At 62.6% G+C, this 24,093-nt stretch carries 21 protein-coding genes and 3 pseudogenes; 11 read left to right on the top strand and 13 right to left on the bottom strand.

The genetic code is table 11. The features are described from left to right. Nucleotides 1-40: 40 nt before the first annotated feature. Complete coding sequence (locus AC56QQ_RS21445; RefSeq protein WP_489860893.1) at nt 41-1,285, bottom strand: MFS transporter; 1,245 nt, start codon at nt 1,283-1,285, stop codon at nt 41-43. A gap of 198 nt (nt 1,286-1,483) precedes the next feature. Between AC56QQ_RS21445 and aspS the strand changes: the two genes are divergently transcribed. Further along, nucleotides 1,484-3,274: an aspartate--tRNA ligase gene (gene aspS / locus AC56QQ_RS21440; RefSeq protein ID WP_497129078.1), complete on the top strand. Its 1,791-nt coding sequence runs from the start codon at nt 1,484-1,486 to the stop codon at nt 3,272-3,274. A 116-nt stretch (nt 3,275-3,390) separates the two neighbouring features. On the opposite strand, the gene AC56QQ_RS21435 is transcribed toward aspS, so the two are convergent. Together AC56QQ_RS21435 and AC56QQ_RS21430 are read right to left on the bottom strand one after the other, a co-directional pair. Then, the gene (locus AC56QQ_RS21435; RefSeq protein WP_489860894.1) at nt 3,391-4,581 is read right to left on the bottom strand and encodes an aq_1923 C-terminal domain; all 1,191 of its coding nucleotides are present in this window, start codon (nt 4,579-4,581) and stop codon (nt 3,391-3,393) included. Nucleotides 4,582-4,683: 102 nt separating this feature from the next. Further along, a complete protein-coding gene (locus tag AC56QQ_RS21430) occupies nt 4,684-4,887 on the bottom strand; it encodes a hypothetical protein (RefSeq protein WP_497123266.1) in 204 nt (67 codons plus the stop codon). Nucleotides 4,888-4,908: 21 nt separating this feature from the next. Between AC56QQ_RS21430 and parC the strand changes: the two genes are divergently transcribed. Both parC and AC56QQ_RS21420 read left to right on the top strand, forming a co-directional pair. After that, entirely contained in the window at nt 4,909-7,161 is a 2,253-nt protein-coding gene (parC, locus tag AC56QQ_RS21425) for a DNA topoisomerase IV subunit A (protein WP_497123265.1), read from the top strand. Between the two features lie 225 nt (nt 7,162-7,386). Next, a complete protein-coding gene (locus tag AC56QQ_RS21420) occupies nt 7,387-8,601 on the top strand; it encodes an AI-2E family transporter (protein ID WP_497123264.1) in 1,215 nt (404 codons plus the stop codon). 27 nt (nt 8,602-8,628) lie between these two features. Here AC56QQ_RS21420 and AC56QQ_RS21415 read toward each other — a convergent pair whose 3' ends face one another. From AC56QQ_RS21415 to AC56QQ_RS21405, 3 genes are all read right to left on the bottom strand, one after another. Next, complete coding sequence (locus AC56QQ_RS21415) at nt 8,629-9,525, bottom strand: DMT family transporter (protein ID WP_497123263.1); 897 nt, start codon at nt 9,523-9,525, stop codon at nt 8,629-8,631. A gap of 117 nt (nt 9,526-9,642) precedes the next feature. After that, complete coding sequence (locus tag AC56QQ_RS21410; protein WP_497123262.1) at nt 9,643-10,407, bottom strand: arginyltransferase; 765 nt, start codon at nt 10,405-10,407, stop codon at nt 9,643-9,645. A 138-nt stretch (nt 10,408-10,545) separates the two neighbouring features. Further along, nucleotides 10,546-11,016: an RDD family protein gene (locus tag AC56QQ_RS21405; protein ID WP_489860899.1), complete on the bottom strand. Its 471-nt coding sequence runs from the start codon at nt 11,014-11,016 to the stop codon at nt 10,546-10,548. Nucleotides 11,017-11,227: 211 nt separating this feature from the next. On the opposite strand from AC56QQ_RS21405, the gene sthA reads away from it, so the two are divergent. After that, a complete protein-coding gene (gene sthA, locus AC56QQ_RS21400) occupies nt 11,228-12,616 on the top strand; it encodes a Si-specific NAD(P)(+) transhydrogenase (RefSeq protein WP_489860900.1) in 1,389 nt (462 codons plus the stop codon). A 136-nt stretch (nt 12,617-12,752) separates the two neighbouring features. On the opposite strand, the gene AC56QQ_RS21395 is transcribed toward sthA, so the two are convergent. Further along, nucleotides 12,753-13,418 (bottom strand): alpha/beta hydrolase, encoded by a 666-nt coding sequence (locus AC56QQ_RS21395; RefSeq protein ID WP_497123261.1) that lies wholly within the window; start codon nt 13,416-13,418, stop codon nt 12,753-12,755. A gap of 202 nt (nt 13,419-13,620) precedes the next feature. Here AC56QQ_RS21395 and AC56QQ_RS21390 point away from each other — a divergent pair, with 202 nt between their 5' ends. Then, a complete protein-coding gene (locus AC56QQ_RS21390) occupies nt 13,621-14,868 on the top strand; it encodes an OpgC family protein (RefSeq protein WP_497123260.1) in 1,248 nt (415 codons plus the stop codon). 21 nt (nt 14,869-14,889) lie between these two features. Here the strand turns inward: AC56QQ_RS21390 and AC56QQ_RS21385 are convergent, their stop codons facing one another. After that, nucleotides 14,890-15,966 (bottom strand): LacI family DNA-binding transcriptional regulator, encoded by a 1,077-nt coding sequence (locus AC56QQ_RS21385; RefSeq protein WP_497123259.1) that lies wholly within the window; start codon nt 15,964-15,966, stop codon nt 14,890-14,892. 157 nt (nt 15,967-16,123) lie between these two features. Between AC56QQ_RS21385 and AC56QQ_RS21380 the strand changes: the two genes are divergently transcribed. Both AC56QQ_RS21380 and AC56QQ_RS21375 read left to right on the top strand, forming a co-directional pair. Further along, nucleotides 16,124-16,267, top strand: a complete 144-nt coding sequence (locus AC56QQ_RS21380; protein ID WP_497123258.1) for a hypothetical protein — start codon at nt 16,124-16,126, stop codon at nt 16,265-16,267. A gap of 61 nt (nt 16,268-16,328) precedes the next feature. After that, nucleotides 16,329-16,475, top strand: coding sequence for a hypothetical protein (locus AC56QQ_RS21375; protein ID WP_497123257.1), 147 nt, complete (start codon nt 16,329-16,331; stop codon nt 16,473-16,475). A 97-nt stretch (nt 16,476-16,572) separates the two neighbouring features. Here AC56QQ_RS21375 and AC56QQ_RS21370 read toward each other — a convergent pair. Both AC56QQ_RS21370 and AC56QQ_RS21365 read right to left on the bottom strand, forming a co-directional pair. Further along, a pseudogene (locus tag AC56QQ_RS21370) lies at nt 16,573-16,940 on the bottom strand (DUF423 domain-containing protein). Between the two features lie 41 nt (nt 16,941-16,981). Further along, nucleotides 16,982-18,241: pseudogene (locus AC56QQ_RS21365) on the bottom strand (multidrug efflux MFS transporter). 172 nt (nt 18,242-18,413) lie between these two features. On the opposite strand from AC56QQ_RS21365, the pseudogene AC56QQ_RS21360 reads away from it, so the two are divergent. Next, nucleotides 18,414-19,078 (top strand): annotated as a pseudogene (locus AC56QQ_RS21360) (GntR family transcriptional regulator). A 132-nt stretch (nt 19,079-19,210) separates the two neighbouring features. Continuing rightward, entirely contained in the window at nt 19,211-19,444 is a 234-nt protein-coding gene (locus tag AC56QQ_RS21355; protein ID WP_244529578.1) for a DUF982 domain-containing protein, read from the top strand. A gap of 54 nt (nt 19,445-19,498) precedes the next feature. Here AC56QQ_RS21355 and AC56QQ_RS21350 read toward each other — a convergent pair whose 3' ends face one another. Then, nucleotides 19,499-19,645: a hypothetical protein gene (locus AC56QQ_RS21350; RefSeq protein WP_489860909.1), complete on the bottom strand. Its 147-nt coding sequence runs from the start codon at nt 19,643-19,645 to the stop codon at nt 19,499-19,501. A gap of 197 nt (nt 19,646-19,842) precedes the next feature. Here AC56QQ_RS21350 and AC56QQ_RS21345 point away from each other — a divergent pair, with 197 nt between their 5' ends. After that, nucleotides 19,843-20,814, top strand: coding sequence for a glycosyl transferase family 90 (locus AC56QQ_RS21345; protein ID WP_497123256.1), 972 nt, complete (start codon nt 19,843-19,845; stop codon nt 20,812-20,814). A 130-nt stretch (nt 20,815-20,944) separates the two neighbouring features. On the opposite strand, the gene AC56QQ_RS21340 is transcribed toward AC56QQ_RS21345, so the two are convergent. Next, nucleotides 20,945-21,988 carry an aldo/keto reductase gene (locus tag AC56QQ_RS21340; RefSeq protein WP_497123255.1) on the bottom strand — a complete coding sequence of 348 codons (1,044 nt, stop codon included), beginning with the start codon at nt 21,986-21,988 and terminating at the stop codon, nt 20,945-20,947. Between the two features lie 272 nt (nt 21,989-22,260). On the opposite strand from AC56QQ_RS21340, the gene ppk2 reads away from it, so the two are divergent. Further along, a complete protein-coding gene (gene ppk2 / locus AC56QQ_RS21335; RefSeq protein WP_497123254.1) occupies nt 22,261-23,181 on the top strand; it encodes a polyphosphate kinase 2 in 921 nt (306 codons plus the stop codon). Nucleotides 23,182-23,232: 51 nt separating this feature from the next. On the opposite strand, the gene AC56QQ_RS21330 is transcribed toward ppk2, so the two are convergent. After that, the gene (locus tag AC56QQ_RS21330) at nt 23,233-23,880 is read right to left on the bottom strand and encodes a dihydrofolate reductase family protein (protein WP_497123253.1); all 648 of its coding nucleotides are present in this window, start codon (nt 23,878-23,880) and stop codon (nt 23,233-23,235) included. Nucleotides 23,881-24,093 lie beyond the last annotated feature (213 nt).

Here is a 24,093-nt window from a genome sequence, read left to right as displayed (position 1 = left end):
TTTCAGCCGGCAAGGCTTTCGTCAAGCGCCGGCACCGTCGTTACGACCCCACCGGACCGTCCGGGTCGCTGTTTCTTCTGGCCAGTCGCGCGAAAACCGTCGAGGTGCGCAAAAGCGCGGTGAAGCGGCCGCGCTTGCCCGCAGGAACGCCGGACCGGGCCTGCATCCGGTAGAGAATGACGGCGATGAAGATCGCGTAGACCAGGGCGCTGAACACGAACAGCGCGCTCGGCCCGAAATACTGCATCGCCGTCGAGGCGGCGAACGGCCCGCCAATGGCGCCGAAGGAGTAGAACAGCATCAGCGCCGCGTTGATCAGCACGAACTCGCCGGTGTCGGCGCGGTCGTTGGAATGCGCCGCCGACAACGAATAAAGCGGCATGGCGAAACAGCCGAAGATGAAGATGATGACGAAATTGAGCGTCGGATTGCTGCCGGCGATGAACACCAGTGCCAGTGCCGCCAGCATCGCGCAGCAGGTCGTTATCAACAGCACCCGGCGCCGGTCCCAGCGGTCGGAGAGGTAGCCGAGCGGATACTGGATGATGGCGCCGCCGAAGATGCCGACGCTGACGAAGGTGACGACATCGGCCACCGACATGCCGATCTGCTCGGCATAGACCGGCGACAGGGTGCGAAAGGCGCTGTTGGTGACGCCGACGGCGATGCAGCCGAAGCAACCGAGCGGCGAAATCCGCCAGACGCGCGCCAGGTCGAGCTTGACCTCCTCGGGCGGGGTCGGGTTGGAGCGGTCGCCGAGCGAGACCGGCACCAGCGAGAGCGTGATCATGATCGACATGATGGCGAAGATAGTGAAGCCGCCGGCGCCGAAAACGGGAATCAGGAACTGGGCGCCGGTTACCGAACCGGTGTCGACCATCCGGTAGATCGCCAGCACGCGGGCGCGATCCTTGTTGGCGACGCCGGAATTCAGCCAGCTTTCGACGATGGTGAACAGCCCGGCGAAACAGAAGCCGCCGATAAAGCGCACCGCGCACCACATCACCGGATCGAGGACCAGCACCAGCAGCAAGGTGCCGACCGAGGCGATGGCCGCCAGCGCTGAAAACGCCCTGATATGGCCAACCGCCTTCATGATGCGGGTGATGGCCAGGCAGCCGAGCAGGAAGCCGGCGAAGTAAAAGGTGCCCATCAGGCCGATGGCCGAGGCGGAAAACCCTTCCTGCGCGCCGCGCAGTGCGATCAGCGTGCTCTGCAGCCCATTGCCGCCGAGCAGGATGCCGGCAGCGAGAAGGAGCGGGAGCAGCGGGCGGATGGAGGACATGAAGGGGTGATCACGTGTCGGTGATCCTTATTGGACCATCACCTTGGCCAATGCCAGCGGCAATTCCCGGCAAGACCCTCCGCCGCCAGCCTCGCTCGCCTTGACAAATCCGGCCTCCCATGCGCTTTTCGCGCAAATTTTGAGGCCGGGCTTGATGCTTCGGCCTGCAACCCAACACCCCGGACTTTACCAATGACAATGCACCGTTACCGCAGCCATACCTGTGCCCAGTTGAGAAAGAGCGACGTCGGCTCAACCGTTCGCCTGTCGGGCTGGGTGCATCGCGTACGCGATCATGGTGGCCTGCTCTTCATCGACCTGCGCGACCATTATGGCCTGACCCAGATCGTCGCCGATCCGGATTCGCCGGCCTTCAAGGTCGCCGAGACCGTGCGCGGCGAATGGGTTATCCGCGTCGACGGCGAGGTCAAGGCTCGCTTGCCAGAGACCACGAACGCCAACCTGCCGACCGGCGAGATCGAGATTTTCGCCCGCGAGATCGAGGTGCTGTCGGCGGCCAAGGAGTTGCCGCTGCCGGTGTTCGGCGAGCCTGATTATCCCGAGGATATCCGCCTGAAGTATCGCTTCCTCGACCTGCGCCGCGACACGTTGCACAAGAACATCGTGGCGCGGACCAAGATCATCGCCGAGATGCGCAAGCGCATGGACGAGGTCGGCTTCACCGAATTCTCGACGCCGATCCTCACCGCTTCGTCGCCGGAAGGCGCGCGCGACTTCCTGGTGCCGTCGCGCATCCACCCCGGCACGTTCTACGCGCTGCCGCAGGCGCCGCAGCAGTATAAGCAGCTGATCATGGTGTCGGGCTTCGACCGCTATTTCCAGATTGCGCCCTGCTTCCGCGACGAGGATCCGCGCGCCGACCGCCTGCCCGGCGAATTCTACCAGCTCGACCTTGAAATGAGTTTCGTCGAGCAGGACGACGTGCTGTCGACCATGGAACCGGTGATGCGGGGCGTGTTCGAGACCTTCGCCAACGGCAAGCCGGTGACGCAGAAATTCCAGCGCATTCCCTATGATGTCGCCATGCGCAAATACGGCTCCGACAAGCCCGACCTGCGCAATCCGATCGAGATGCAGGCCGTCTCCGATCACTTCCGCGATTCCGGCTTCAAGGTGTTCGCCAATATCCTCGCCAACGACCCGAAGGCCGAGGTCTGGGGCATTCCGGCAAAGACCGGCGGCAGCCGCGCCTTCTGCGACCGCATGAACGCCTGGGCGCAAGGCGAGGGCCAGCCGGGACTGGGTTATATCTTCTGGCGTAAGGAGGGCGACAAGCTCGAAGGTGCCGGCCCGCTCGCCAAGAACATCGGCGAGGAGCGCACCGAGGCGATCCGCCAACAGCTCGGCCTTGCCGATGGCGACGCCGCTTTCTTCGTCGCCGGCGACCCGAAGAAGTTCGTCTCGTTTGCGGGTGCGGCGCGCACGCGCGCTGGCGAGGAACTGAACCTTGTCGACCGCGAGCGCTTCGAACTGTGCTGGATCGTCGACTTCCCCTTCTTCGAATGGAACGAGGAGGAGAAGAAGATCGACTTCGCCCACAACCCGTTCTCGATGCCTCAGGGCGGCATCGATGCGCTGAACGGCGAGGACCTGCTCGGCATCAAGGCCTTCCAGTACGATATGGTCTGCAACGGGTTCGAGATCGCCAGCGGAGGCATTCGCAACCATCTGCCCGAGACCATGGTCAAGGCTTTCGAGACGGTCGGGCTCGACCGCGCCACGGTCGAGGAGCGCTTTGGTGGCCTCTACCGCGCCTTCCAGTATGGCGCGCCGCCGCATGGCGGCATGGCCGCTGGCGTCGACCGCGTCGTCATGCTGCTGGTGGGCGCCAAGAACCTGCGTGAGATCACCATGTTCCCGATGAACCAGCAGGCCTACGACCTGTTGATGAACGCCCCTTCGGAAGCAAGCCCGCAGCAGCTTCGCGAACTGGCGCTGCGCGTTGCGGTACCCAAGAAGGACGCATGATCGCTAGCTTCGGGCGATGCTTTAAAGAACCGTCCGAACCGATTCATTCAATTCGCTAATTCCACAAAAAAGCCCGGCATCGCTGCCGGGCTTTTCGTGTGTCGAGGTCGCTTCGATCAGTCTTCGTTGGCCTTGACCGTGACGCCGAGCGTCTTCGGCAGGTCGAGCGGGTTGGACATGGCGCCCGCCATGATCAGCGCGAACGGCACCGATGCCGGCGGCTCGGCCGAAACTTCGAGGCTCTTCGGATCGTCGAGATATTTGCTGACAGCGGCCGTCACTTGCGCCGTCAGTTCCGGGTTGTTGAGTTGCGCCATGCCGAACGGCACGATCGCCTTGGCCTGGTTGGCGATGTCCTTGCCGGACATACCTTGCTGCTTGCCGACATATTCGAGCACCTTGTTGGTCAAAGAATCGTCGTCGAAGCGGATCGAGGCGCTGTTGAACGAAAGTTGCTGCAACAGGCCGAGCATGGCCATGCCTTGCGCCGAATTGTCGGCGCCTTCCGGTTGCGCCGCCATCTTCTTCTGCATCTCCTGCAGCGACTTGATGAAGTCCATCGTGTAGCCGCCGAGATCGAAGGTCATGCCGAGCGTGCCGGCGTTCTCGACGGAAATGTCGTATTTCGACAGTTCCATCTTGCCGTCAGCCGGCTGCCATGTGCCGGCCATCTCGAAATTGCCCGCGATGTTCTGGTAGCCGAGCGCGTCGATGACTTCCTTGGATTTGGGGTCGTCGACCAGCGTCAGGTCGGCGTTGAACTTTTCCGTTGTGCCGGTGAATTCCATCGCCTTGCCGTCGGCCGGCGGTGTGATCTCGATGGCGAGCCCGTCCATCGAGAAGGCGGTCTTGTCGGCGACCTTGACCGTCATGTTTGAGAGTTCGGCGGACTTGTACATCATCAGCGAACCCAGCGGGCCGGTGGCGCCGTCGGCCGGAACCGTCATGTCATGGATGACGAAGGGGCTGAGATTGAGGGTGACGCCATCCTTGCTGTGCTCGAACGCCGACGTCGAGACAGTCGCGATGTCATAGCCACCGTTTGCTGCGGTGACGCCTTCGAGTTTGACGTCGCCGATGACAAGGGCTTCCTTTTCGGCCGCCGGTTTGACCGAGACGCCCTGCAGCACCATGCTGGTGTTGTCACCGGTTACGCCTGTCCAGGAGACGTCGACACCCTGCGCGGCAAGCGCTGCCTTCAGCCGGTCGGCGACCGCCGTATCCTGTGCGAGGGCCGCGTTCAGCGGCAGCGTCAGCAAAAAGGTCGAAAAAGCTAATTTCCTAAGAGTCGAGCGTTTGATTGTCATCGCGAGTTCCCTGAGAGTGTCCTGAAATTGTTTTTCAATTCTTTGCGCCATCACCATTCCGTGACGAACTGGACGGGAAAAAGGCGTGTCCCGGCACAATGGTCAAAAATCACGGCGAAAGGCAAATCCGATCCCACCGTCTTTGCGCAAACCGGTGAATTTGTCATGAATATCCGGTTGCCGGATGTCACTGCGCTTGGCCATAGAGACCGCATGTAACGGGCTGATGTTGGCCAATATCCTCCAATGCATGGTTTGATGTTGCAGAAGGGGCGGGACATCTGCCTGCCTCTTGCCGCGAATCATCCTCTCGGCTAGTCCCAGCCCATGGGAAAAGGGCTTTTGCCGCCTCAAGATGGCGGCGGCGATCATATCGAACCGGTCGATCTGAAGAAGGCGCTGGAAGAGCGCTATCTTGCCTATGCGCTGTCGACCATCATGCACCGGGCGCTGCCCGACGTGCGCGACGGACTGAAGCCGGTCCATCGCCGCATCATGCATGCCATGCGCCTGCTGCGCCTCAATCCCGACCAGGGCTTTGCCAAATGCGCCCGCATCGTCGGCGAAGTGATGGGCAAGTTCCACCCGCATGGCGACCAGTCGATCTATGACGCGCTGGTGCGGCTGGCGCAGGATTTCTCGATGCGCTACCCGCTGGTCGACGGGCAAGGCAATTTCGGCAACATCGACGGCGATAACGCCGCCGCCATGCGCTACACCGAAGCGCGCATGACAGATGTGGCGACCGAGCTTTTGTCAGGCATCACCGAGGACGCCGTCGACTATCGGCCGACCTACAATGAAGAGGATGAGGAGCCGGTGGTCTTGCCCGGCGCCTTTCCGAACCTCCTGGCCAACGGCTCGTCCGGCATCGCTGTCGGCATGGCGACATCGATCCCACCGCACAACGCGGCCGAGCTTTGCGATGCGGCACTTTACTTGATCGAGCATCGCGATGCACCGGTGGCGAAGCTGATGGACTTCGTCCAGGGCCCGGATTTTCCGACCGGCGGCATCATCGTCGACAGCCGCGCCTCTATCCTCGAAGCCTATGAAACCGGGCGCGGCGGCTTTCGTGTCCGGTCGAAGTGGAGCCAGGAGGACCAGGGCAGGGGCACCTGGAGCATCGTCGTCACCGAAATTCCCTATGGCGTGCAGAAGGCGCGGCTGATCGAGAAGATCGCCGAGCTGTTGATGGCGCGCAAATTGCCGTTGCTCGAGGATATCAGGGACGAGAGCGCCGAGGACATTCGCGTCGTGCTGGTGCCGAAGAGCCGTTCTGTCGACCCCGGCATCCTGATGGAATCGCTGTTCAAGCTTACTGAGCTTGAAAGCCGTTTCCCGCTCAACATGAATGTCCTGTCGCGGGGCAAGGTGCCCAACGTCTTGTCGCTGAAGGGCGTGCTGCAGGAATGGCTCGACCACCGCCGCGATGTTTTGGTCCGCCGCTCGAAACATCGGCTCGGCGAGATCGAAAAGCGGCTGGAGATCCTTGCCGGCTACCTGATCGCCTACCTCAACATCGACGAGGTGATCAGGATCATCCGCGAGGAGGATGAGCCCAAGCAAGTGATGATGGCCCGCTGGTCACTGACCGACACTCAGGCCGAAGCCATTCTCAACATGCGGCTGCGCGCCTTGCGCAAGCTGGAAGAATTTGAGATCCGCAAGGAATTCGACGGCCTGAGCGGCGAGAAGAAGCAGATCGAGGCGCTGCTTGCTTCAAACGACAAGCAATGGGCGACCATCAAGTGGGAAGTCACCAACATCCGTGACAAGTTCGGCCCAGAGACCGAGCTCGGCAAGCGCCGCACCCAGTTCGCCGACGCGCCCGAGCACGATCTGACCGACATTGCGCACGCCATGATCGAGCGCGAGCCGGTCACCGTGGTCGTCTCGGAAAAGGGCTGGCTGAGAGCGATGAAGGGGCATCTGGCCGATCTCTCGACCCTTACCTTCAAGGAAGGCGACAGCCTCAAGCTCGCCTTCCATGCCCAGACCACCGACAAGGTGCTCGTCTTCACCACCGGCGGCAAGTTCTACACCATCGGCGCCGACCGGCTGCCCGGCGGGCGTGGCCACGGCGAGCCGATCCGCATCATCGTCGACATGGACAATGATCAGGACATCGTCACCGCTTTCGTTCACGATCCGAAGCGCAAGCTCTTGCTGGTCTCGCATGACGCCAATGGCTTCATAGTGCCGGAGGAAGAGGTGGTCGCCAACACCCGCAAGGGCAAGCAGGTGATGAACGTCAAGGCGCCCGATGAGGCGCAGCGCTGCGTGCCGGTCGCGGGCGATCATCTGGCCATCGTCGGCGAGAACCGCAAGATGCTGGTGTTCGCGCTTTCCGAGATTCCGGAAATGGGACGCGGCAAGGGCGTGCGCCTGCAGAAATACAAGGATGGCGGCCTTCTCGACCTCAAGCCGTTCACGCTGGAGACCGGCCTCACCTGGCAGGATTCGGCGGACCGCACCTTCACCAGGTCGCGCGAGGAACTGGCCGAATGGATCGGCGCTCGTGCTTCGGCTGGGCGCATGGTGCCAAAAGGGTTCCCCAGGACAGGGAAGTTCGGTTAAAGCCGGGCATTCGCTGACTGACAACCTTGCCGGGTCCCGCTGCTTTGCAACGTTCGCCGGCCTGCATATGCCACTGGCACGATGAATTCGCCTTCGGCGAGCCGGCAGTTCAGCCGCCCTCGAGGAGGGGAGCGCAGCAGCTTCACCAGCACCATTTGGAATGTCGTCACGATTGCTGCACTATATCAGTGCATAAGTGGGAAGGGTGTTGGGAAAGGCAGGCGTTTGAAGGAAGCAAAAATCCAGAAGCCGGAACGTCAGCAGCGCCTGTTTGGCCTGTCGACGCCGTTGAGGTCCGCCGTCATCCCGCCGCTGTCGGCGGCGCGCTGGCTGCTGGTGCTGATCGTCGCCGCCGGCGTCTACTTCTTTCACGGGTTCCTGTTTCCTGTGCTGGCAGCGCTTGTCATCGCTTTCGCCAGCTGGCCGCTGTATCGGCGGCTGCTGGCGGGTGTCGGCGGCAACCGCACCATCGCCGCGACCTTTGCCATCCTGTTCATCCTCGCCTTCCTCGTCATCCCGATCGCGCTTGCCGGCACCTACGCCATCAACGAGGTGCGCGAATGGGTCGGTTGGGCGATCGAGACCAACCGGCACGGCGCGGTCACGCCGCACTGGATCGCCACGCTGCCTGTCGTGGGCGAGTGGCTTAACGAGCAGTGGACGACCAATATCGGCCATCCCGGCGGCATTGGTGAACTGATCCAGTTGGTCAGCGGCGCCAATATCGGCAGCATCTACCGCGGCGTGCTGGCTGCTGGCGGCAGTGCTTTCGGCCTGCTGTTGACGTTGTTGTTCATGATGATCGCCCTGTTCTTCGCCTATCGTGACGGCGAGCACTTTGCTGGCCAGGTCGATCGTCTTGGCGAACGCATCCTGCCGACGAGATGGGAGCGGATTTCGCGCGTCGTGCCGGCGACGATCTCTTCGACCGTGACCGGCATGACCGTCATCGCCATCGGCGAGGGGCTGGTGCTGGGTATCGCCTACTGGCTGGCCGGCGTACCGTCGCCGGTAACGCTCGGGGCCTTGACAGGTGTCATGGCGCTTATCCCCGGCGGCGCGCCATTGTCCTTCACCCTGGTCTCGATCTACCTTGCCGCCAGCGGTTCGCCGATGGCCGGGCTGGCGCTGTTTTTGTGGGGTGCGGTCGAGCTGTTCATCGTCGACAAGACATTGCGCCCGAAGCTCGTCGGCGGCCCGATAAAACTACCCTTCCTGCCTACTTTTTTCGGCCTGATCGGCGGCGTCAAGACCATGGGTTTTCTGGGCCTGTTCATCGGCCCGGTGCTGATGGCCCTGCTGGTTGCGATCTGGCGCGAATGGCTGCGCGAGGTGGAACTGGCCGATGAAGTGGTTCCCGATTCGGTGGCGGAAATCGAAGCTGGTCGGCGGATAGAGATCCTGGCGGAGCCTGTCGCGGTGAAGAAAGCCAACGCCTGATCCCGAAAGCCGGCTTGCGCCATGTTGCTAGGCCGGATGATGCACCGCGAGGTCGGTACGGCGCTTGCGTCCCTCGTGCAACTGCCAAAGCGAATGCGCGACCAGCGTGATGATCAGGATCGCGCCGCCGATCAGGCTGTTGCGGGTCGGTGTTTCGGCAAAAATCATCCAGACCCAGACCGGCGCCAGCACGGTTTCGAGCAGGTAGAACATCGCCACTTCCGGCCCTGAAATGTATTTTGGCCCGTTGGCGAGACAGAAGAATGAGATCGGCATGACGACGGCGCCGTTGAAGATGATCCACCATGGCGCGTTCACCTGGATGCCTTCGCCAGTGACCATGAATGCCGCCAGCGCGAGTGGCAGAAGGACGCCGACCAGGGCCGTGAACCCCATGTCCTTGCCGCTGGCGCGCGAGATGGTGATGGCAACGGCGATGAAGAAAGCCGAGCACAGCGCCATGAAATCGCCGAACAGATGCCCGGTGCCGACCGAACCGCCAACGATGACCAGCACGCCGAGGATCATGATCAGCATCGCGGCGATCGTCACCAGCCGCGGCCTCTCCTTCAGGAATATCCAGGACAGCAATGCCGCGAACACGGTGTTGAAGGCCAGGATGAACACCAGGTTGGCGGTCGAGGTGTGATAGACGGCGGTGACGAAGGTGATCGAGGTCAGCCCATAGCATATCGCCACGACGAGGCCGGACCAGCCGGGGATGAGTTGCGGGGCGTTCCGGCTGAACGCGCGCCAGATCGACCAGATAATCATGGCCGCCACGAAGGTGGTGCCGGTGCGCAGCAACAGGATCGTCCATGCGCCGCCGTCGGCGAGGCGGATGAGCGGAATGTCGACGGTCAGCGTCAGTCCGCCAATGGCGGTTATCAAAAGGCCCTTCTGGTGGTCGTTGTGGGAAGACATGCGGCAACTTTCGCAATGAGATGCAGGTGACCCGGTGCAATGGCGCACTCTCAGCCAACCGGCTGAAAGACCAGCATCCCTGCCTTGAAACAGTTTAAGCGTGGATCGTGGAAAAACTCAGCGTGCAACCGCTTCGTTGGTGTAGCGCTCCCAGCCTTTCGGGCCGAGATGCTCCTGCGGCATGAAGCGCATCTTATAATTCATCTTGCGCGAGCCGTTGACCCAGTAGCCAAGGTAGACATGGGGCAGGCCCATCGCCCGGGCGCGCGCGATATGGTCGAGGATCATGAACGTGCCGAGCGAGCGCTCATCGAAATCGGGATTGAAGTAGGAATAGACCATCGACAGGCCGTCAGCCATCTTGTCGGTAAGCGCCACCGCGATCAGCTCGCCTTGTCCCTTGCCTGTGATGAAGGTGTCGGGTCCGCGCCGCCGGTACTCGATCACCTTGGTGTCGACATGGGTGTCCTCGACCATCATGGCGTAGTCGAGCACCGTCATGTCGGACATGCCGCCACGACGGTGACGGGCATCAAGGTAGCTGCGGAACAGCGAATATTGTTCGGTGGAGGGTTCGGCGCCGTGCATGGCGCCGACGAGGTCGCAATTGTGCTGCAGCACGCGTTTCATGCTGCGGCTGGTGACGAATTCCTGGGCCAGGATACGCACGGAAACACAGGCGCGGCAGGTCTCGCACGCCGGCCTGTAGGCGATGTTCTGCGAGCGCCGGAAGCCACCTTGCGTAAGCAGGTCGTTCATCTCCGACGCCTTGTCGCCGACGAGGTGCGTGAACACCTTGCGCTCGAACTGGCCGTCGAGATAGGGGCACGGCGACGGCGCGGTCAGGAAAAACTGCGGCGACTGGGTCGGATGCTGCGTCATCGAGCCTTTGGATACACTCCTTCGAATCTCTCTACCTTTGGCGCGGACGGCGAAAAATTCAACAGGATTGTTAGGGCGTGGTTGAGACGACGCTTCACATTTGCGCCGACAGGGCCCGCGGAGCTCCTGAAAATGCCGTCAGCGGTCGGTGCGGCTGACCACCGTGCCAAGCAGCAGATCATGCAGCGTGCGCTTGCGATCGGCGAACAAAGTCACCAGCAGGACCAGCGGCGACAGGATGACATTGCCGGCCCAGAACAGCACCGAATGGACGACGGCGGTGAGACCGTCGATTGGCCTGCCGTCGAGCCGGTCGAGGCGGATGCCCATCATTTTCATGCCCGTCGTAGCCTGGTCGGCGCTGCCAAGCGTGTTCCAGATGTAGAGGATGGCGACGGCCGGCACCAGGACGCCAAACAGCATCCAGCCAAGGCCGAGGGTCAGCAGCCCGAGGAAAAACACCAGTATGGCGAACGGGATGGTGAGCAGCGCGACAATGACATAGTCGATCACGAAGGCCAGGATGCGCCGCGTGCGCACGCCGTCATAGGCCCGCACGTCGTCAAGCCTGGTGGTGATGATTTCGCCGTCGAGAACGCGCGCGTTCATGTCATTTCCTCGTAACAGGGCCCGACATAGGGTGCTGGCCGCTCGGCATTGAAATGGTGAGGGCCCGGGGCGGAATCAAGATCGGGCTTTTCACGGCAGGCAAGGCTCGGACGGCACGAGATGTAATGCGAATCGGTTGAATTTGTTTTGCGGATAGCATTAGCTTGCTGCGGCGCAACAAAGCGCGCAGGGGCAGAGGGAACGGGGCACCATGGACTACGACATGCTGGTCATCGGCAGCGGCCCCTCAGGGCGGCGCGCCGCGGTGCAGTCGGCCAAGCTCGGCAAATCGGTGCTGGTGGTCGACCGGGGCCGGCGTCTAGGTGGAGTATCGGTGCATACCGGCACCATCCCGTCGAAAACGCTGCGCGAAACGGTGCTCAACCTCTCGGGCTGGCGCGAGCGCGGCTTCTACGGCCGCGGCTATCGGGTCAAGCAGGACATCTCGGTCGGCGACCTGATCGAACGCTTGCACAAGACGCTCGATCACGAGGTCGAGGTGCTGCAGCACCAGTTCATGCGCAACACGGTCAAGAGCGCACGCGCGGATGTGAAATTTCTTGGCCCCAACAAGGTCAGCCTGACAACCGACGCTGGCGACTACAGCGAGGTCGGTTTCGCCCATGCGCTGATCGCGGTCGGCACAAGGCCGCACCGGCCGCGCGACGTGCCTTTCGACAAGACCCGCGTCTTCGACAGCGACGAGATGCTGGAGCTTGACCGCCTGCCGCGAACCCTGACGGTGATCGGCGGCGGCGTCATCGGCGTCGAATACGCGACGATCTTTTCCGCGCTCGATGTGCCGGTGACGCTGGTCGAGCCGCGCAACTCGATCCTTGATTTCGTCGACCGTGAGATCGTTGACGATTTCATCCACCAGATGCGCGATCGCGGCATGACGATCCGTCTGGGCAGCGCGGTGAAGGAAATCCGGTCCAAGCCGGACACCGCCGAAGTGGAACTGGCCGATGGCCGCACCATTCGTTCGGAGGTCGTGCTCTACGCCGCCGGTCGCACCGGCAATGTCGGCAGCCTCGGGCTGGATATTGTCGGCATCGACGCCGACTCGAGGGGTCGTATCAAGGTCGATCAGCAGACTTTCCAGACCAGCGTGGCAAACATCTACGCCGCCGGCGATGTCATCGGTTTTCCGAGCCTCGCCTCCACCTCGATGGAGCAAGGCAGGGTGGCGGCCTGCCACGCCTTCGGCGTGCCCTTGCCGCCGCCACCGGAGACCTTTCCCTACGGCATCTATGCGGTGCCGGAGATTTCGACAGTCGGCCAGTCCGAGGAACAGGTGCGCGAGAGTGGGGCCGCCTACGAGGTCGGCGTGGCGCGCTTCCGCGAAACCTCGCGCGGCCACATCATGGGCGTCAACACCGGCTTCCTGAAGCTGTTGTTCTCAATCGAGACGCGCCGGCTGCTTGGCGCGCATATAGTGGGCGAGGGAGCCACCGAGCTGATCCATATCGGCCAAGCGGTGATCAATCTCGGCGGCACCGTCGACTTCTTCGTCAACAACACCTTCAACTACCCGACGCTCGCCGAGGCCTACAAGATCGCTGGGCTGGACGCGTGGAACAGGATGGGGCGAGGGTAGGCGACCAGTTCATTCGGTCGCTCTCCCGCCGTCGCTCCGCCGGTAGCGCGAGTGAAAGCAACGGCAGACACATTGGAGTCAGCTAGAGCGCCGCCCCCGCGCTCCATACCAGCCCGGGGCATGGCTTTCGCCGCCTTCAACCAGCCTCGTGTGACTGGGGCGCTGTCAGCCACTGCCTGACGATTGCCGCATCCGCGTCACCGAATTCGTGACCCGACGGAACGATCCGGGCGTCGAGGTCGGCGCCATACTGGCTGAGCAGCGTCACCAGTGCTGGCGCGAAGGGCGCATAGGTCGCGTCGGCGGCGCCGGCGATGATGAGCACACGCACCTTTGACAAATCCGTCGGCGGCACATCGTCCAGCACCGGCATCGGCCGCAGCAATGCGGCTCGTTCGACTAGGCCGGGATGCAACAGCATAACGCTGGAAAGCAGATTGGCGCCGTTCGAGTAGCCGAGGAATGTCGTGCGGGAGAGATCGAGATTGTGATGCAGCGCCGCTTCGCCGATGAAGCCGGCAAACGCGTCCGCCTCGTCGCGAATGCTATGCTGCTCGAAGCGCGTCGGGGTGATCCGGGTGAACCAGCGGAAACCGTCTTCCTGGGCGATATGACCACGCACCGCCACCAGCACCGCGCGCGGCGCGATCTGTTTCCCGAGCGGGACCAGAGTGGTCTCGTCGACTCCGGATCCGTGCAGCAGAAAAAGCACTTCGCCGGTTGCATTGGCGGGCCGGTAGAGGCGGTAGAAAAAACCCAGATCGCGCCGCGGGGCGACGTCTTCGAAGGCTTCTTCAGTCACGATCACAGCCTTTTGATTTCAAGTTACTTTTGTTCATTTTGCCGGCTTCAAAACGCAATATTTTCAAGCTCCGCGAAAGTTGATTGAACCGGGCGCATTACAGTCCGTTTCTTCGCCGATATCGTTCCCGTGGGAGGAATCGAAGCGGTGCGCCGGGGGTCGCATTGCCGGCATGAACAACCAGCTTTGAGGCCTTTTGTCGATGACCACCCCAATTTCCCCGGATCGCGCTTCTGCGCGTGTCCCCGACCGTGACACGCGTGTCCCGGACCGGGATATGCGTGTCACGGAGCGCGACACGCGCATTGATGTCTTCCGCGCTCTCGCTCTGCTGACCATCTATGTCGACCATGTACCGGGCACCGCCTTCGAATATCTGACCTACAAGAATTTCGGCTTTTCGGACGCGGCCGAGGTCTTCGTGCTGATTTCCGGCATCTCGGTCGCTCTTGCCTACGGCAGGAAATTTCAGCCGGGCAACCGGCTATTGGCGACCCTGAAAATGTGGCGGCGCGCCGGTGTGCTCTATGCCGCCCACATCGTCACCACCATGGTGGTCATGGCCTTGTTCTGCGCCGCGGCGGTATTCGCCAGGCGGCCTGAGCTGCTGAAGATGATCAACATCGAGCCGCTCATGAAGAACACGCCGGAAGTCCTGGTCGGCATCGTCACGCTTGGTCATCAGCTCGGCTACAACAACATCCTGCCGGTCTATGCGGTTCTGCTGTTGCTGGCGCCGGTCTTCCTGCTTGTTGTCAGCCACCGGCCGTTGCCAGCGCTGGCCGCTTCCGGTGCGCTATGGCTGGTGGCGGGGATCTATCAGATCGCGCCGCCCAATTATCCCGAGCCCGGCTTCTGGTTCCTCAACCCGCTGTCATGGCAGTTCCTCTTCAACATCGGCCTGGCGGGCACACTGCATGTGCGTCGCGGCGGCAGCATCCCGGTCAATCGCTGGCTGGTTGGCGCGGCTCTGGCCTACGCCGCCACGGCGCTGGTATGGGTGCACAGCCCGCTCTGGGGACAGATTTCCTGGCTTGGCCTGCCTTCCGTACTGACCGGCTTTGACAAGACGTTTCTGTCGCTGCCGAGGCTGCTGCATATCCTGGCGGTAAGCTACCTGATCGTGGCATTCCCGGCGATTTCCAACCTGTTTCGCACCGGGCGCGACCACCCGCTTGCCATATTGGGCAAGCGATCGCTGCCGGTTTTCATCGCCGGCACCGTGCTGGCCATGGCGGCGCAGGTGCTCAAGCAGATCAATCCTGGCGGGTTCACCTATGACAGCCTGTTGATTGCCGCCGGCATCGCCATGCAGTTTGCGCTCGCCTATTATCTAGAATGGCTTTCGGGCCTTGGCTGGTCCGGGAAAAGCAGGCCGGTTTCCAACGCGCCGCCGCCTGTCCATGCATCCTTCGGCATGTCACCCATGACGGCAAGAGTGAGCCGATGACGCTTTGAGGCGACCGGCGGTTCAGGCCGGCGGGGGGCCGGACGAGGCCCGCACCACGAGGTCGACCGGCAGCAATTGCCGGCTGAGCGAGCCATCATTTTCCAGGATCGCCTTGACGGCGCGGCGGCCCATCTCGGCAATCGGCTGGGCGACGGTGGTCAGCGGCGGCTCGGAGATCGCGCCTTCCGGGACTCCGTCGAAGCCGACGATCGAAACGTCGCCCGGCACGGCGATGTCATGCTGACGCAGCCAGTCCAGCGCATGCAGGGCGATCCTGTCCGACATTGCCAGGATTGCCGTTGGCGGCTCGGCGCAGGCGAAGATATGATCGAGGCCGGCCCAGACGCTTTTCTCGTCATTGACGGTTTCGTAGATCGTCACAAGCGAGACGTCGATGTCGAAACTGGAGAGCTCCGCGAAATAGCCGCGCAGACGGTCGCGCGTACCGGAATAGAGGGCCATCTCCACTTGTGCCTGGGTGGTAGGACCGAAGCCGGCGTCCGCGCAGGGCAGGGCAAGCACGGCAAAGCGACGATGCCCAAGCTCGGCCAGATGGTGGGCCGCCAGGCCAGCCCCGGCGATGTTGTCGATACCGATCGCCGCGACCGTCTGGTCGTCCGAATCGAGATCGAGCGCCACAAAGGGCAGCTTGCGTTCGCGTGCCAATTGCACCAGTCGCGAGTCGCCCTCCATGCAGAAGACGATGAACCCGTCGACCAGGGCGCTCTGGATGTTCCAGGCCAGCTGTTCGCTGTTGGCGGCCGAGACCAGCGAGATCCCGGCGCCGGTCGCGTCGCAAGCCTGCGAAATGCTGGCCATCATCACCCGGGCAAAAGGGTCGTCGAAAAAATAGGACAGGGGTTCGCCGGTGGCCACACCGATGGCGTTGACCTTGCCGGCGCGCAGCAGCCGTCCTTTGGGGTCCGGTCCGCCATATCCCATTGCCTCGGCTGCGGCCTTCACCCGCTCGCGGACTTCCTCGCGCACGATCTCCGGACGGGCGAACACGTTGGAGGCAGTGCCGTGCGACACGCCGGCCGCTTTGGCGATGTCTGCCAGCCGGACCGGTCTTGTCTTTCCAGAGGTCAATGGCGCCATCTTCGTCTCCTGACTGCGTCCTACCTAACACTTTCGTTGGATCGGTTCAAATTTTGACTTGATCAAAGGTTCGGCGAGGGGTATGTTTGAATCGATCCAAGTGGGTAGTGATCTAATTGATTGGATCGATTCAATCCGTGATCATGGGAGATGTGCCATGCACCCCGTCAATTTTCTTTTCGAGGACATCTATCGCAACGACTGGAGCGTCGCCTTGCGCACCGTGACGCAGAGGCGCCGTGGCGTCGCCAGCCCATGGGTTCGTGAGTTGCGGTTCCTCGTGGAGCGCAAGCAGAGCTGAATGGCGCCGCATTTTTTGTCGATCGATTGGATCGATTCAAGTCTTTAAAGGAGAACGCGCTATGCATCCCGTGAGCTATCTGTTCGAAGACATCTACCGCAACTATTGGGGCATCTCGCCTGCTCGCCGCCGGCCGGAGGCGCGCCGTCCGACCATGTTTCGGCGCAATCGCGAGTTGCTTGTTCAGCCGGAGCGTTGCCAGGACTGATCGTTCGTGACAGGCAGCGTCCTGGCATGAGTCTTCGCGACCGGGTCCAGTCCGAGGGCAGGGCGCCCTGAGGCATCATTCCGAGAACTCAGCCGGATCAGGAAGGCGCCCGCCCCAGTGCAGAGGCCGCGATCGCCAGCCAGCCGGCGATGAGCAAGGTGCCGCCGATGGGCGCCGACAGCGGGAACAACCGCGAGCCGAGGAAGTCTCGGGCAAGCAGGTCGCCACAGAACAGAAGAAGTCCGACCAGCAGGACTAGGCTGCCGATACGCAGGATCCGGTTCGAGCCGAGCAATCCTGTGGCGAGGAAGACCGGCGCGTGCATGAGCAGGAAGGATGCGGCGGTGCCGACGAAGGCGCCGCCCGGTGCGCAGCCGCGGCCGACAGCGCCACGCCGGCGGCGCCACAGAGGCCGGCGGCGAGGATGAGGCCGCTGTCGCCGGAAGACTGCTCGACCGTGCTCATATCCGTGGCTCCGTGACGTTCAAGGGATGCGGCCACCCCGGTCAGGACTTGCCGGGGTTGGTGAGCATGTCCTGCTCGCGGCGAGATTGCGCCAGCCAATTATACATCGCTCCGCCCGCCATCAAGACGGAGGTGCCGAGAAACACCGAGCGCATGCCGAAATGGCCACCGGCAAAGCCGCCAAGCAAGGGGCCGGCGACCTGTCCGACATATTGGGCGGAGATCGAGAGTCCCAATACATTGCCGCCGACGCCATCGGGAACATTGTGGCGGATCACGCTGGTGATGCAGGGCAGCAGCCCGCCCAGCGCCAGGCCCATCAGGAAGCGCAGGCCGATGAGTTGCCAGCTTTGCGTGACGAAGGCCTGCGGGATCAGCAGCAGGGCCGAGACGGCGAGCGCGCCGATGATGACGTTCCAATGGCCGATGCGATCGGCGAGCTTGCCGAGGCGCGACGCCGACAGGATGGCGCCAAGCGCCGCCGCCGACATGACGACGCCCGAGATCAGCGTGACGCGGCTCTGGTCCTCGATGAGCTGCTGTACATAGACGGTGATGATCGGCTCGATCGACATGGTGGCGAAACTCAACAGCATGCCGGTCGCCAGCATGGCGATAACAGGCCGTTTGTCGGGAATTTGTGCCCAACCGCCCTTTGGCTTCGCCTTCGATGCGGCGTCTGTTGTCTTCGGCCGAGGATTCTCCTTGATCAGAAAGGTGGTCGCCAGGAAGGCCAGGAAGATGACGCCGCCGGACAACAGGAAGGTGGCGCGGATGCCGATCAGCGGCGGCAAGGCGCCGCCAACCAGCGGACCGACCAGTGCTCCACCCGTGATCCCCGCCGACAGCAGTCCCAGTGCCCAGCCCGAACGCTCCCTGGGCGTCTGCATGGCGACGAGGATGGTCGATCCCGAGGAATAGCCGCCTGCAAAACCGATCAGCAGCCGCAGCAGCACCAGTTGCCAGACTGTCTGCACCATGCCGGTCAGCGACATGCAGATGGCCATGCCGAAACTGGCGCGAACCAGCATCGACTAGCGGCCGTAGCGGTCGCCAAGGCGTCCCCAGAGCGGCGCCACCAGTGCCGCCGCGAAGAATGTCGCGCCATAGGCAATCCCGGACCATTGCACGATCGCTGCATGACCTTCGGCGCCGAGCTGCTCGATATAGAGCGGCAGGAACGGCAGAAGCAGCGTCATGGCGACAAGCGTCGAGAACGAACCGGCGAAGCATACGAACAGATTGCGCCGCCAGTGGACGTTGTAGGCGCTGTCGGTCGCCGGGGGCGTGTTCTGCGGCATGTCGAATGTCCTGCCCGAGCAACTTGGAGTGGCCTGTTGCTGCGGATACCATTTTGGGATACCAAACTGGTATCCGTCATGGACGCTAGCCCGGCCGCTGTCAATGCGACCCTCTCAAACGTGATCGGACGCAGGCCGGTCGCCAGCAAACGGCCAGAAAACGGGAACGACAATGTCGCAGATGCAGAGCGTCGAAAAACAGCTTCGAGAGATGATCCTGGGCCTCGAGCCGGTCCTGGCGAGAAACTGACCGAGCGCTGGATCGAAAGTCGCTTCGGCGCGTCGCGAACCCCCGTCAGGGCCGCGCTGCTGCGGCTCGAGACCGAAGGCCTAGTCGGCAGGGATGGCCGTGGCTGGACGGTTTCGCCCATCAATCTGGCTGAACTCGAGCAGATCGCCGTCTACAGGGAGGCGGTCGAGGTTGCCGCACTTCGCCTGACCTGTGCCTTGGCCGACAGGAGCGGGGTCGATGTCATCGAGGCGATGCTCGAATCCTGCGACACCAACACGCCGCGCGAGGAATGGCATCGTGTCGGCATGGATTTCCACATCGAGCTGGCGCGCCTGTCGGGCAACGAATTCCTGTTTCGCGCGGTCCGCGATGCCATGACGCGCCTGTCGCGGGCCCGTTGGCTGGAGGTTCGCGATGAGGCGGCCCTTGCCCGTGCCTGGGCCGAACATCGCGCCATTCTGGCGACGACACGCCTTGGCGATGCCGAAGAGGCCGCACGCCAGCTTTCGGCCCACATCGTCGGCAGCCGCGACAGGCTGGTGACGTCGCTCGCCAACGATCGCCGTGGTCTTCGCGCCAGGGGTTTTGCCGTCGTTGCCGCTTAGTGCGGCGGCTGCAGGGCAGGGCGGTCGCCGTGCAAAAGGCGACGCCCCGGACGCGAGATGCACTTTCGGCCTCGCTTCGCGAGCGCCGATGGCGTAAGAGCGGCGATGGAAAACAACCGATTTGAAACACCCGTGACGGTCAAGTCAGTCGCGGCGGGAAGCACTCAGCTCTTGCGCTCGGCCCGAGAGGCTTCCGACTACCTGCTCAACAGCTGGCCGGGCAAACGCAGCCCCAAGCATCGCGCGGCGCTGCAGGCCTGTCACGATGCGCTGGCTGGCGACAAGCCGGCGATGAACGCCAGGCGCGCCTTCATTGCCGCGGCGCGCGAAGTGGACGTCTTCGTCAGCGACAAGGCGACGGCCTGACGCAAGGCGACAATCCGGATTGAGGCACGGCCCGCATTCGCGGGCCTTTTGCCGTCATTTCGCTGCTTCGGTTTCAGTCTCGTTCTCGGGCTGCGAACGTTCCCGCGCGGCAACCTTGGCCGCCAGCTTCTCAGCCTTCTTGGCCGCCTTCTGGCGGTCGCGTTCCTTGCGTTCCTGATCGTAGTTTGGTGCTCGCGCCATATCGGCTCCTTTTCACTGCCTCGCGGCTCTGACCCTGCCTAAGAGCATTGGCCGCCAAACACAACAGCTGAAGTGAACTGCTCGGCTGTTGGCGTCGATGATGGTGCGGGGCTTGCAAGATGCGCGGCACAATGGTGTAGGAGGAACCGGGGCGCCCAGGTATTGAGAGCCGCCCGCTTGTTTTGATCAAGTGAAGCATGGCCACAATTGCGCGAACGACGGCAAGGGTTTTCTACTATGCGCGAAACTTTGCGCGCGATATCGCCCCGCAGGCGTTGTTTCGCCACAGGCTGGCCGCTCGCCTCGAAAAGGCAAGGCTCCCGGACGCTTCGGTTCGCCAGCGGCTGAATTACTACAACAAGCTGCAGGATGCGTTTACGCCCAGCGCTGATGCCGTGCGCATAGGCGAGCTGCCGTTTACGCCGACCATGTACTATTACGACCTGAAGGAATTTGCCCGCTACTTCGATCGCGCGCTGCTGATCGACGTGGAATACGGAGACGTCAGGAAGGTGCCGAAGGTGCCTTCGATCGTCAAGGACCGGCCGATCGTCGCCGACGACAGCAATGCGGTCATCATGAAGCTCGACAAGTTTCGCCATTTCCAGATGCCTGCTGACGCAACCGCGTTCGCCGACAAGCTTCCGGCCGTGGTCTGGCGCGGCGACCTCAACAATCCCATACGCACAAGGTTTCTGAACGCCGTGCGCGACCTGCCGTTCTGCGACGCCGGCTCACACAAGCCGAACGCGCCGGCCGAGTACAGCAAGCCCTTCCTCAGCATCAGCCAGCACCAGCGTTATCGCTATATCGTCTCGCTCGAAGGCAATGACGTGGCGACCAACCTGAAATGGATCATGAACTCGAAGTCGCTGTGCCTGATGCCGCCGCCGACCTACGAGACATGGTTCGCGGAGAGACAGCTCCAGGCTGATGTCCATTATGTACCGCTGGAAGCGGACTTCTCCAATCTTGCCGAACGCGTGGCGTATTTCGAACGCCATCTCGAGCAAGCCGAGCGCATCATCGCCGCTGCGAATGCCTATTGCAGGACATTCGCCAACGAGCAGGCCGAGCAGGCGATCTCCCTGCTGGTGCTCTACAAATACTTCGTCCTCAGCGGCCAGATCAAACCGGACGCCGAAGTCTGGCGCTACATCACGGGCTGAAGCAATTCCAGGAAAAGCGTGAAACCGTTTTCCCGGGAAAAGCACGTAGCGCTTTCCCTTGGGAATTGCGTCAAAAAGATAGAGTTGCCCGGCGGACAGCGCCGGCCGGGCTCCTCGTCGAACCCCGCGGTCACACGCCGCTTCGGTCAATCACGAGATCGGCGGCGCCGAACCGGTCCCTTGCCGTCAATTGCTGGTGCCAATAGGGGTAGAGCAGCGGTGGCCGGCTGACCGCGTCCAGGCGGTTGCGTTCGTCGTCGGTGAGCACCAGGCTCGCGGCCGCTAGGTTGTCCTTGAGCTGGACTTCGTTGCGGGCGCCGATCACCAGCGAGGAGACCGCTGGCCGGCCAAGCAGCCAGGCCAGGGCCACCTGGGCCGCCGACACGCCGCGCTGCGTGCCGATATCGACAAGGACATCGACGATGCGCCACAACCGGTCCTCGTCGCGGATCGGCGGCTCGGACCAGCCGGCGAGCTGTCGCGCGGTGGGGCTGTCGCGGCGGTATTTGCCCGACAGCAATCCGCCGGCGAGCGGGCTCCAGACCAGCACGCCTAGCCCCTGGTCGACCGAAATCGGCAGCAACTCGTACTCCGCCTCGCGCGCCTCCAGCGTGTAGTGGATCTGCTGGGTGACGAAGCGCGGCTGGCGATGGCTATCGCTGATGCCGAGCCCCTTCATCACTTGCCAGCCGGAATAGTTGGAGCAGCCGACATAGCGGACCTTGCCTTGGGCAACCAGCGTGTCGAGCGCGGCGATGGTTTCTTCGAGTGGCGTCACTCCGTCCCACTCGTGCAGGAAGTAGATGTCGATGACGTCGGTCTTCAACCGCTTCAGGCTCTTCTCGCATTCGCGGATCAGGTGATAGCGCGACAGGCCTTCATCGTTCGGACCCTTGCCGATCCGCATCCGTGCCTTGGAGGCGATCAGCACGTCGCCCTTGCGCTTGCCGCCGAGGGCCTCGCCGATAATCTCTTCCGAGATGCCGTTCGAATAGACATTGGCGGTGTCGATGACGTTGATGCCGGCGTCGATGCACAGATCGATCATCCGGCGCGCCTCGTCGAGGTCGGTCTTGCCGACCGCGGAGAACGCGCCGGCGCCGCCGAAGGTCATGGTGCCCATGGTCAGTGTCGAAACCTTCAAGCCGGAACGGCCGAGAGTGCGGTATTCCATGTCAGTCCTCGCGATTGCATTTGGAAAAGGGGTGCCGCGAAAGGCACCGCGAATGTGGCTGCTATTTGTAGGACAATTTGGATGACTTGTCGCCATGCCACGACGACCGATCGATCATGCCTCGCGGAATCTGCCCCGGCGGCCTGGACCTTGGCCGACTGCAATAAAACCGTCATTGCTGGCCTATATCAAGTCGGCTCACGGTCCTTTTCCGGCCGGACGAGGGCGCCTGCCAGGATCACGGACGGCAGCTTGCATGCGGAGCGGTGCAGATGAACGAACCCAAACTGAAATCCGGGGCCAGGGACTGGCTTGAAGCCGAGCTCGCCGACACGCTCGACGAGGACTATGAGCTCGAAATGTCGGAGCCGGCACTTTCGATGGAGATCGCCAGGATCTACAAGAACGCCCATCCGCCATCGATCGATCGCATGCAATATTTTCGCGGCTTGATCAGTCTGCAGTCCGAGCTGATCAAGCTGCAGTCCTGGGTCGCCTATCACAAGAAGAAGCTGGTGGTGATCTTCGAGGGCCGCGATTCCGCCGGCAAGGGCGGCGTTATCAAGCGCATCACGCAGCGGCTCAATCCGCGCATCTGCCGTGTCGTGGCGCTGCCGGCGCCCACCGAGCGCGAGAAATCGCAGTGGTATTTCCAGCGCTATGTCCCGCATCTGCCGGCCGGCGGCGAGATCGTGCTGTTCGACCGCTCCTGGTACAATCGTTCCGGCGTCGAGCGGGTGATGGGGTTTGCCGAACCGGATCAGGTCGAGGAGTTCTTTCGCGACGTGCCGGAGTTCGAGCGCATGCTCGTCCGCTCCGGCATCACCGTGGTCAAGTACTGGTTCTCGATCACCGACGAGGAACAGCAGATGCGCTTCCTGATGCGCATCCACGATCCGATGAAGCAGTGGAAGCTGTCGCCGATGGACCTGCAGTCGCGCGTGCGATGGGAACAATACACCAAGGCCAAGGAAGAGACCTTCGCCCGCACCAACATCCCGGAAGCGCCCTGGTTCATCGTCGAGGGCAACGACAAGAAGCGGGCACGGCTGAACTGCATCGATCATCTGCTGAAGCAGATGCCGTATGAAGAGGTACCACACGAGGAGATCACGCTGCCCGAGCGTGTGTTCAATCCCGAATACGAGCGCCAGACACTGCCGCGCGAGCTTTATGTGCCCGAGAAATATTGAGGTAGATGAAGCTGCGATCTCCCCCACGCGGGGGGAGATTAGGCTCTCCACCTAGCCGCGCTTGATGACAACATGGGTGGCGAGCGCCGTCGCCACCTGTTCAGTGCACTGGTATCCAAGCCTGGGCATGTCGAGGCCGGCAAAAAGGTTCTCGCCGGCCCCGAGCAGCACCGGCGCGATCGCCAGATGCATCTCGTCGATCAGCTTCTCCTGGAGATATTGCCGGATGGTGGCGACGCCGCCACCCACCCGCACATCCTTGCCTTCGGCCGCCGACTTCGCCTGCTCGAGCGCCGAATGGATGCCGTCGGTGACGAAGTGGAAAATCGTGCCGCCTTCCATGGTGATGGGCGCCCGCTTGTGGTGCGTCAGCACGAAAACCGGGACATGATAGGGCGGGTTGTCGCCCCACCAGCCCTTCCAGGTCTCATCCGGCCATTCGCCGCGGATCGGCCCGAACATGTTGCGGCCGAGGATCCAGGCGCCGACATTTTCGAAACCGCGCGCCGCGAACGCCTCGTTGATATCGGTGGTGCCGCCATCTTGTCCGAGCACCATCTTACGGAAGGTGCGGGTATCGACAAACCACTTGTGCAAGGATTCCGCGCCGACGCCGAGCGGATTTTGCAGATCCTGATCGGGACCGGCGCCGTAGCCGTCGAGCGACAGGGTGAATGCGTTGACACGCAGCTTGGGCATGACAGGCCTCCTCGACAACCGATCGTATTTTGCAAGCAGCTGTTTTCTAGCAAACCGATTGCGAATTGCAAGCGGTATTTTTTGGGCGCGAAGAAGCCTAAGGCACTTGGTCCAACGACCTTCGCTCTGGTTCCCCGGCCGCCAGCCGGAAATTATCCTGGATGTCGAGGCGGATCGCCGGCATTTGCTCGCCGCTACCGGCCGTCCGCGAGA

The organism is Mesorhizobium sp. RCAM 05099, assembly GCF_059683685.1.
The sequence above is the reverse complement of the archived record's forward strand: the minus strand, read 5'-3'. Positions and strand labels throughout refer to the sequence as shown.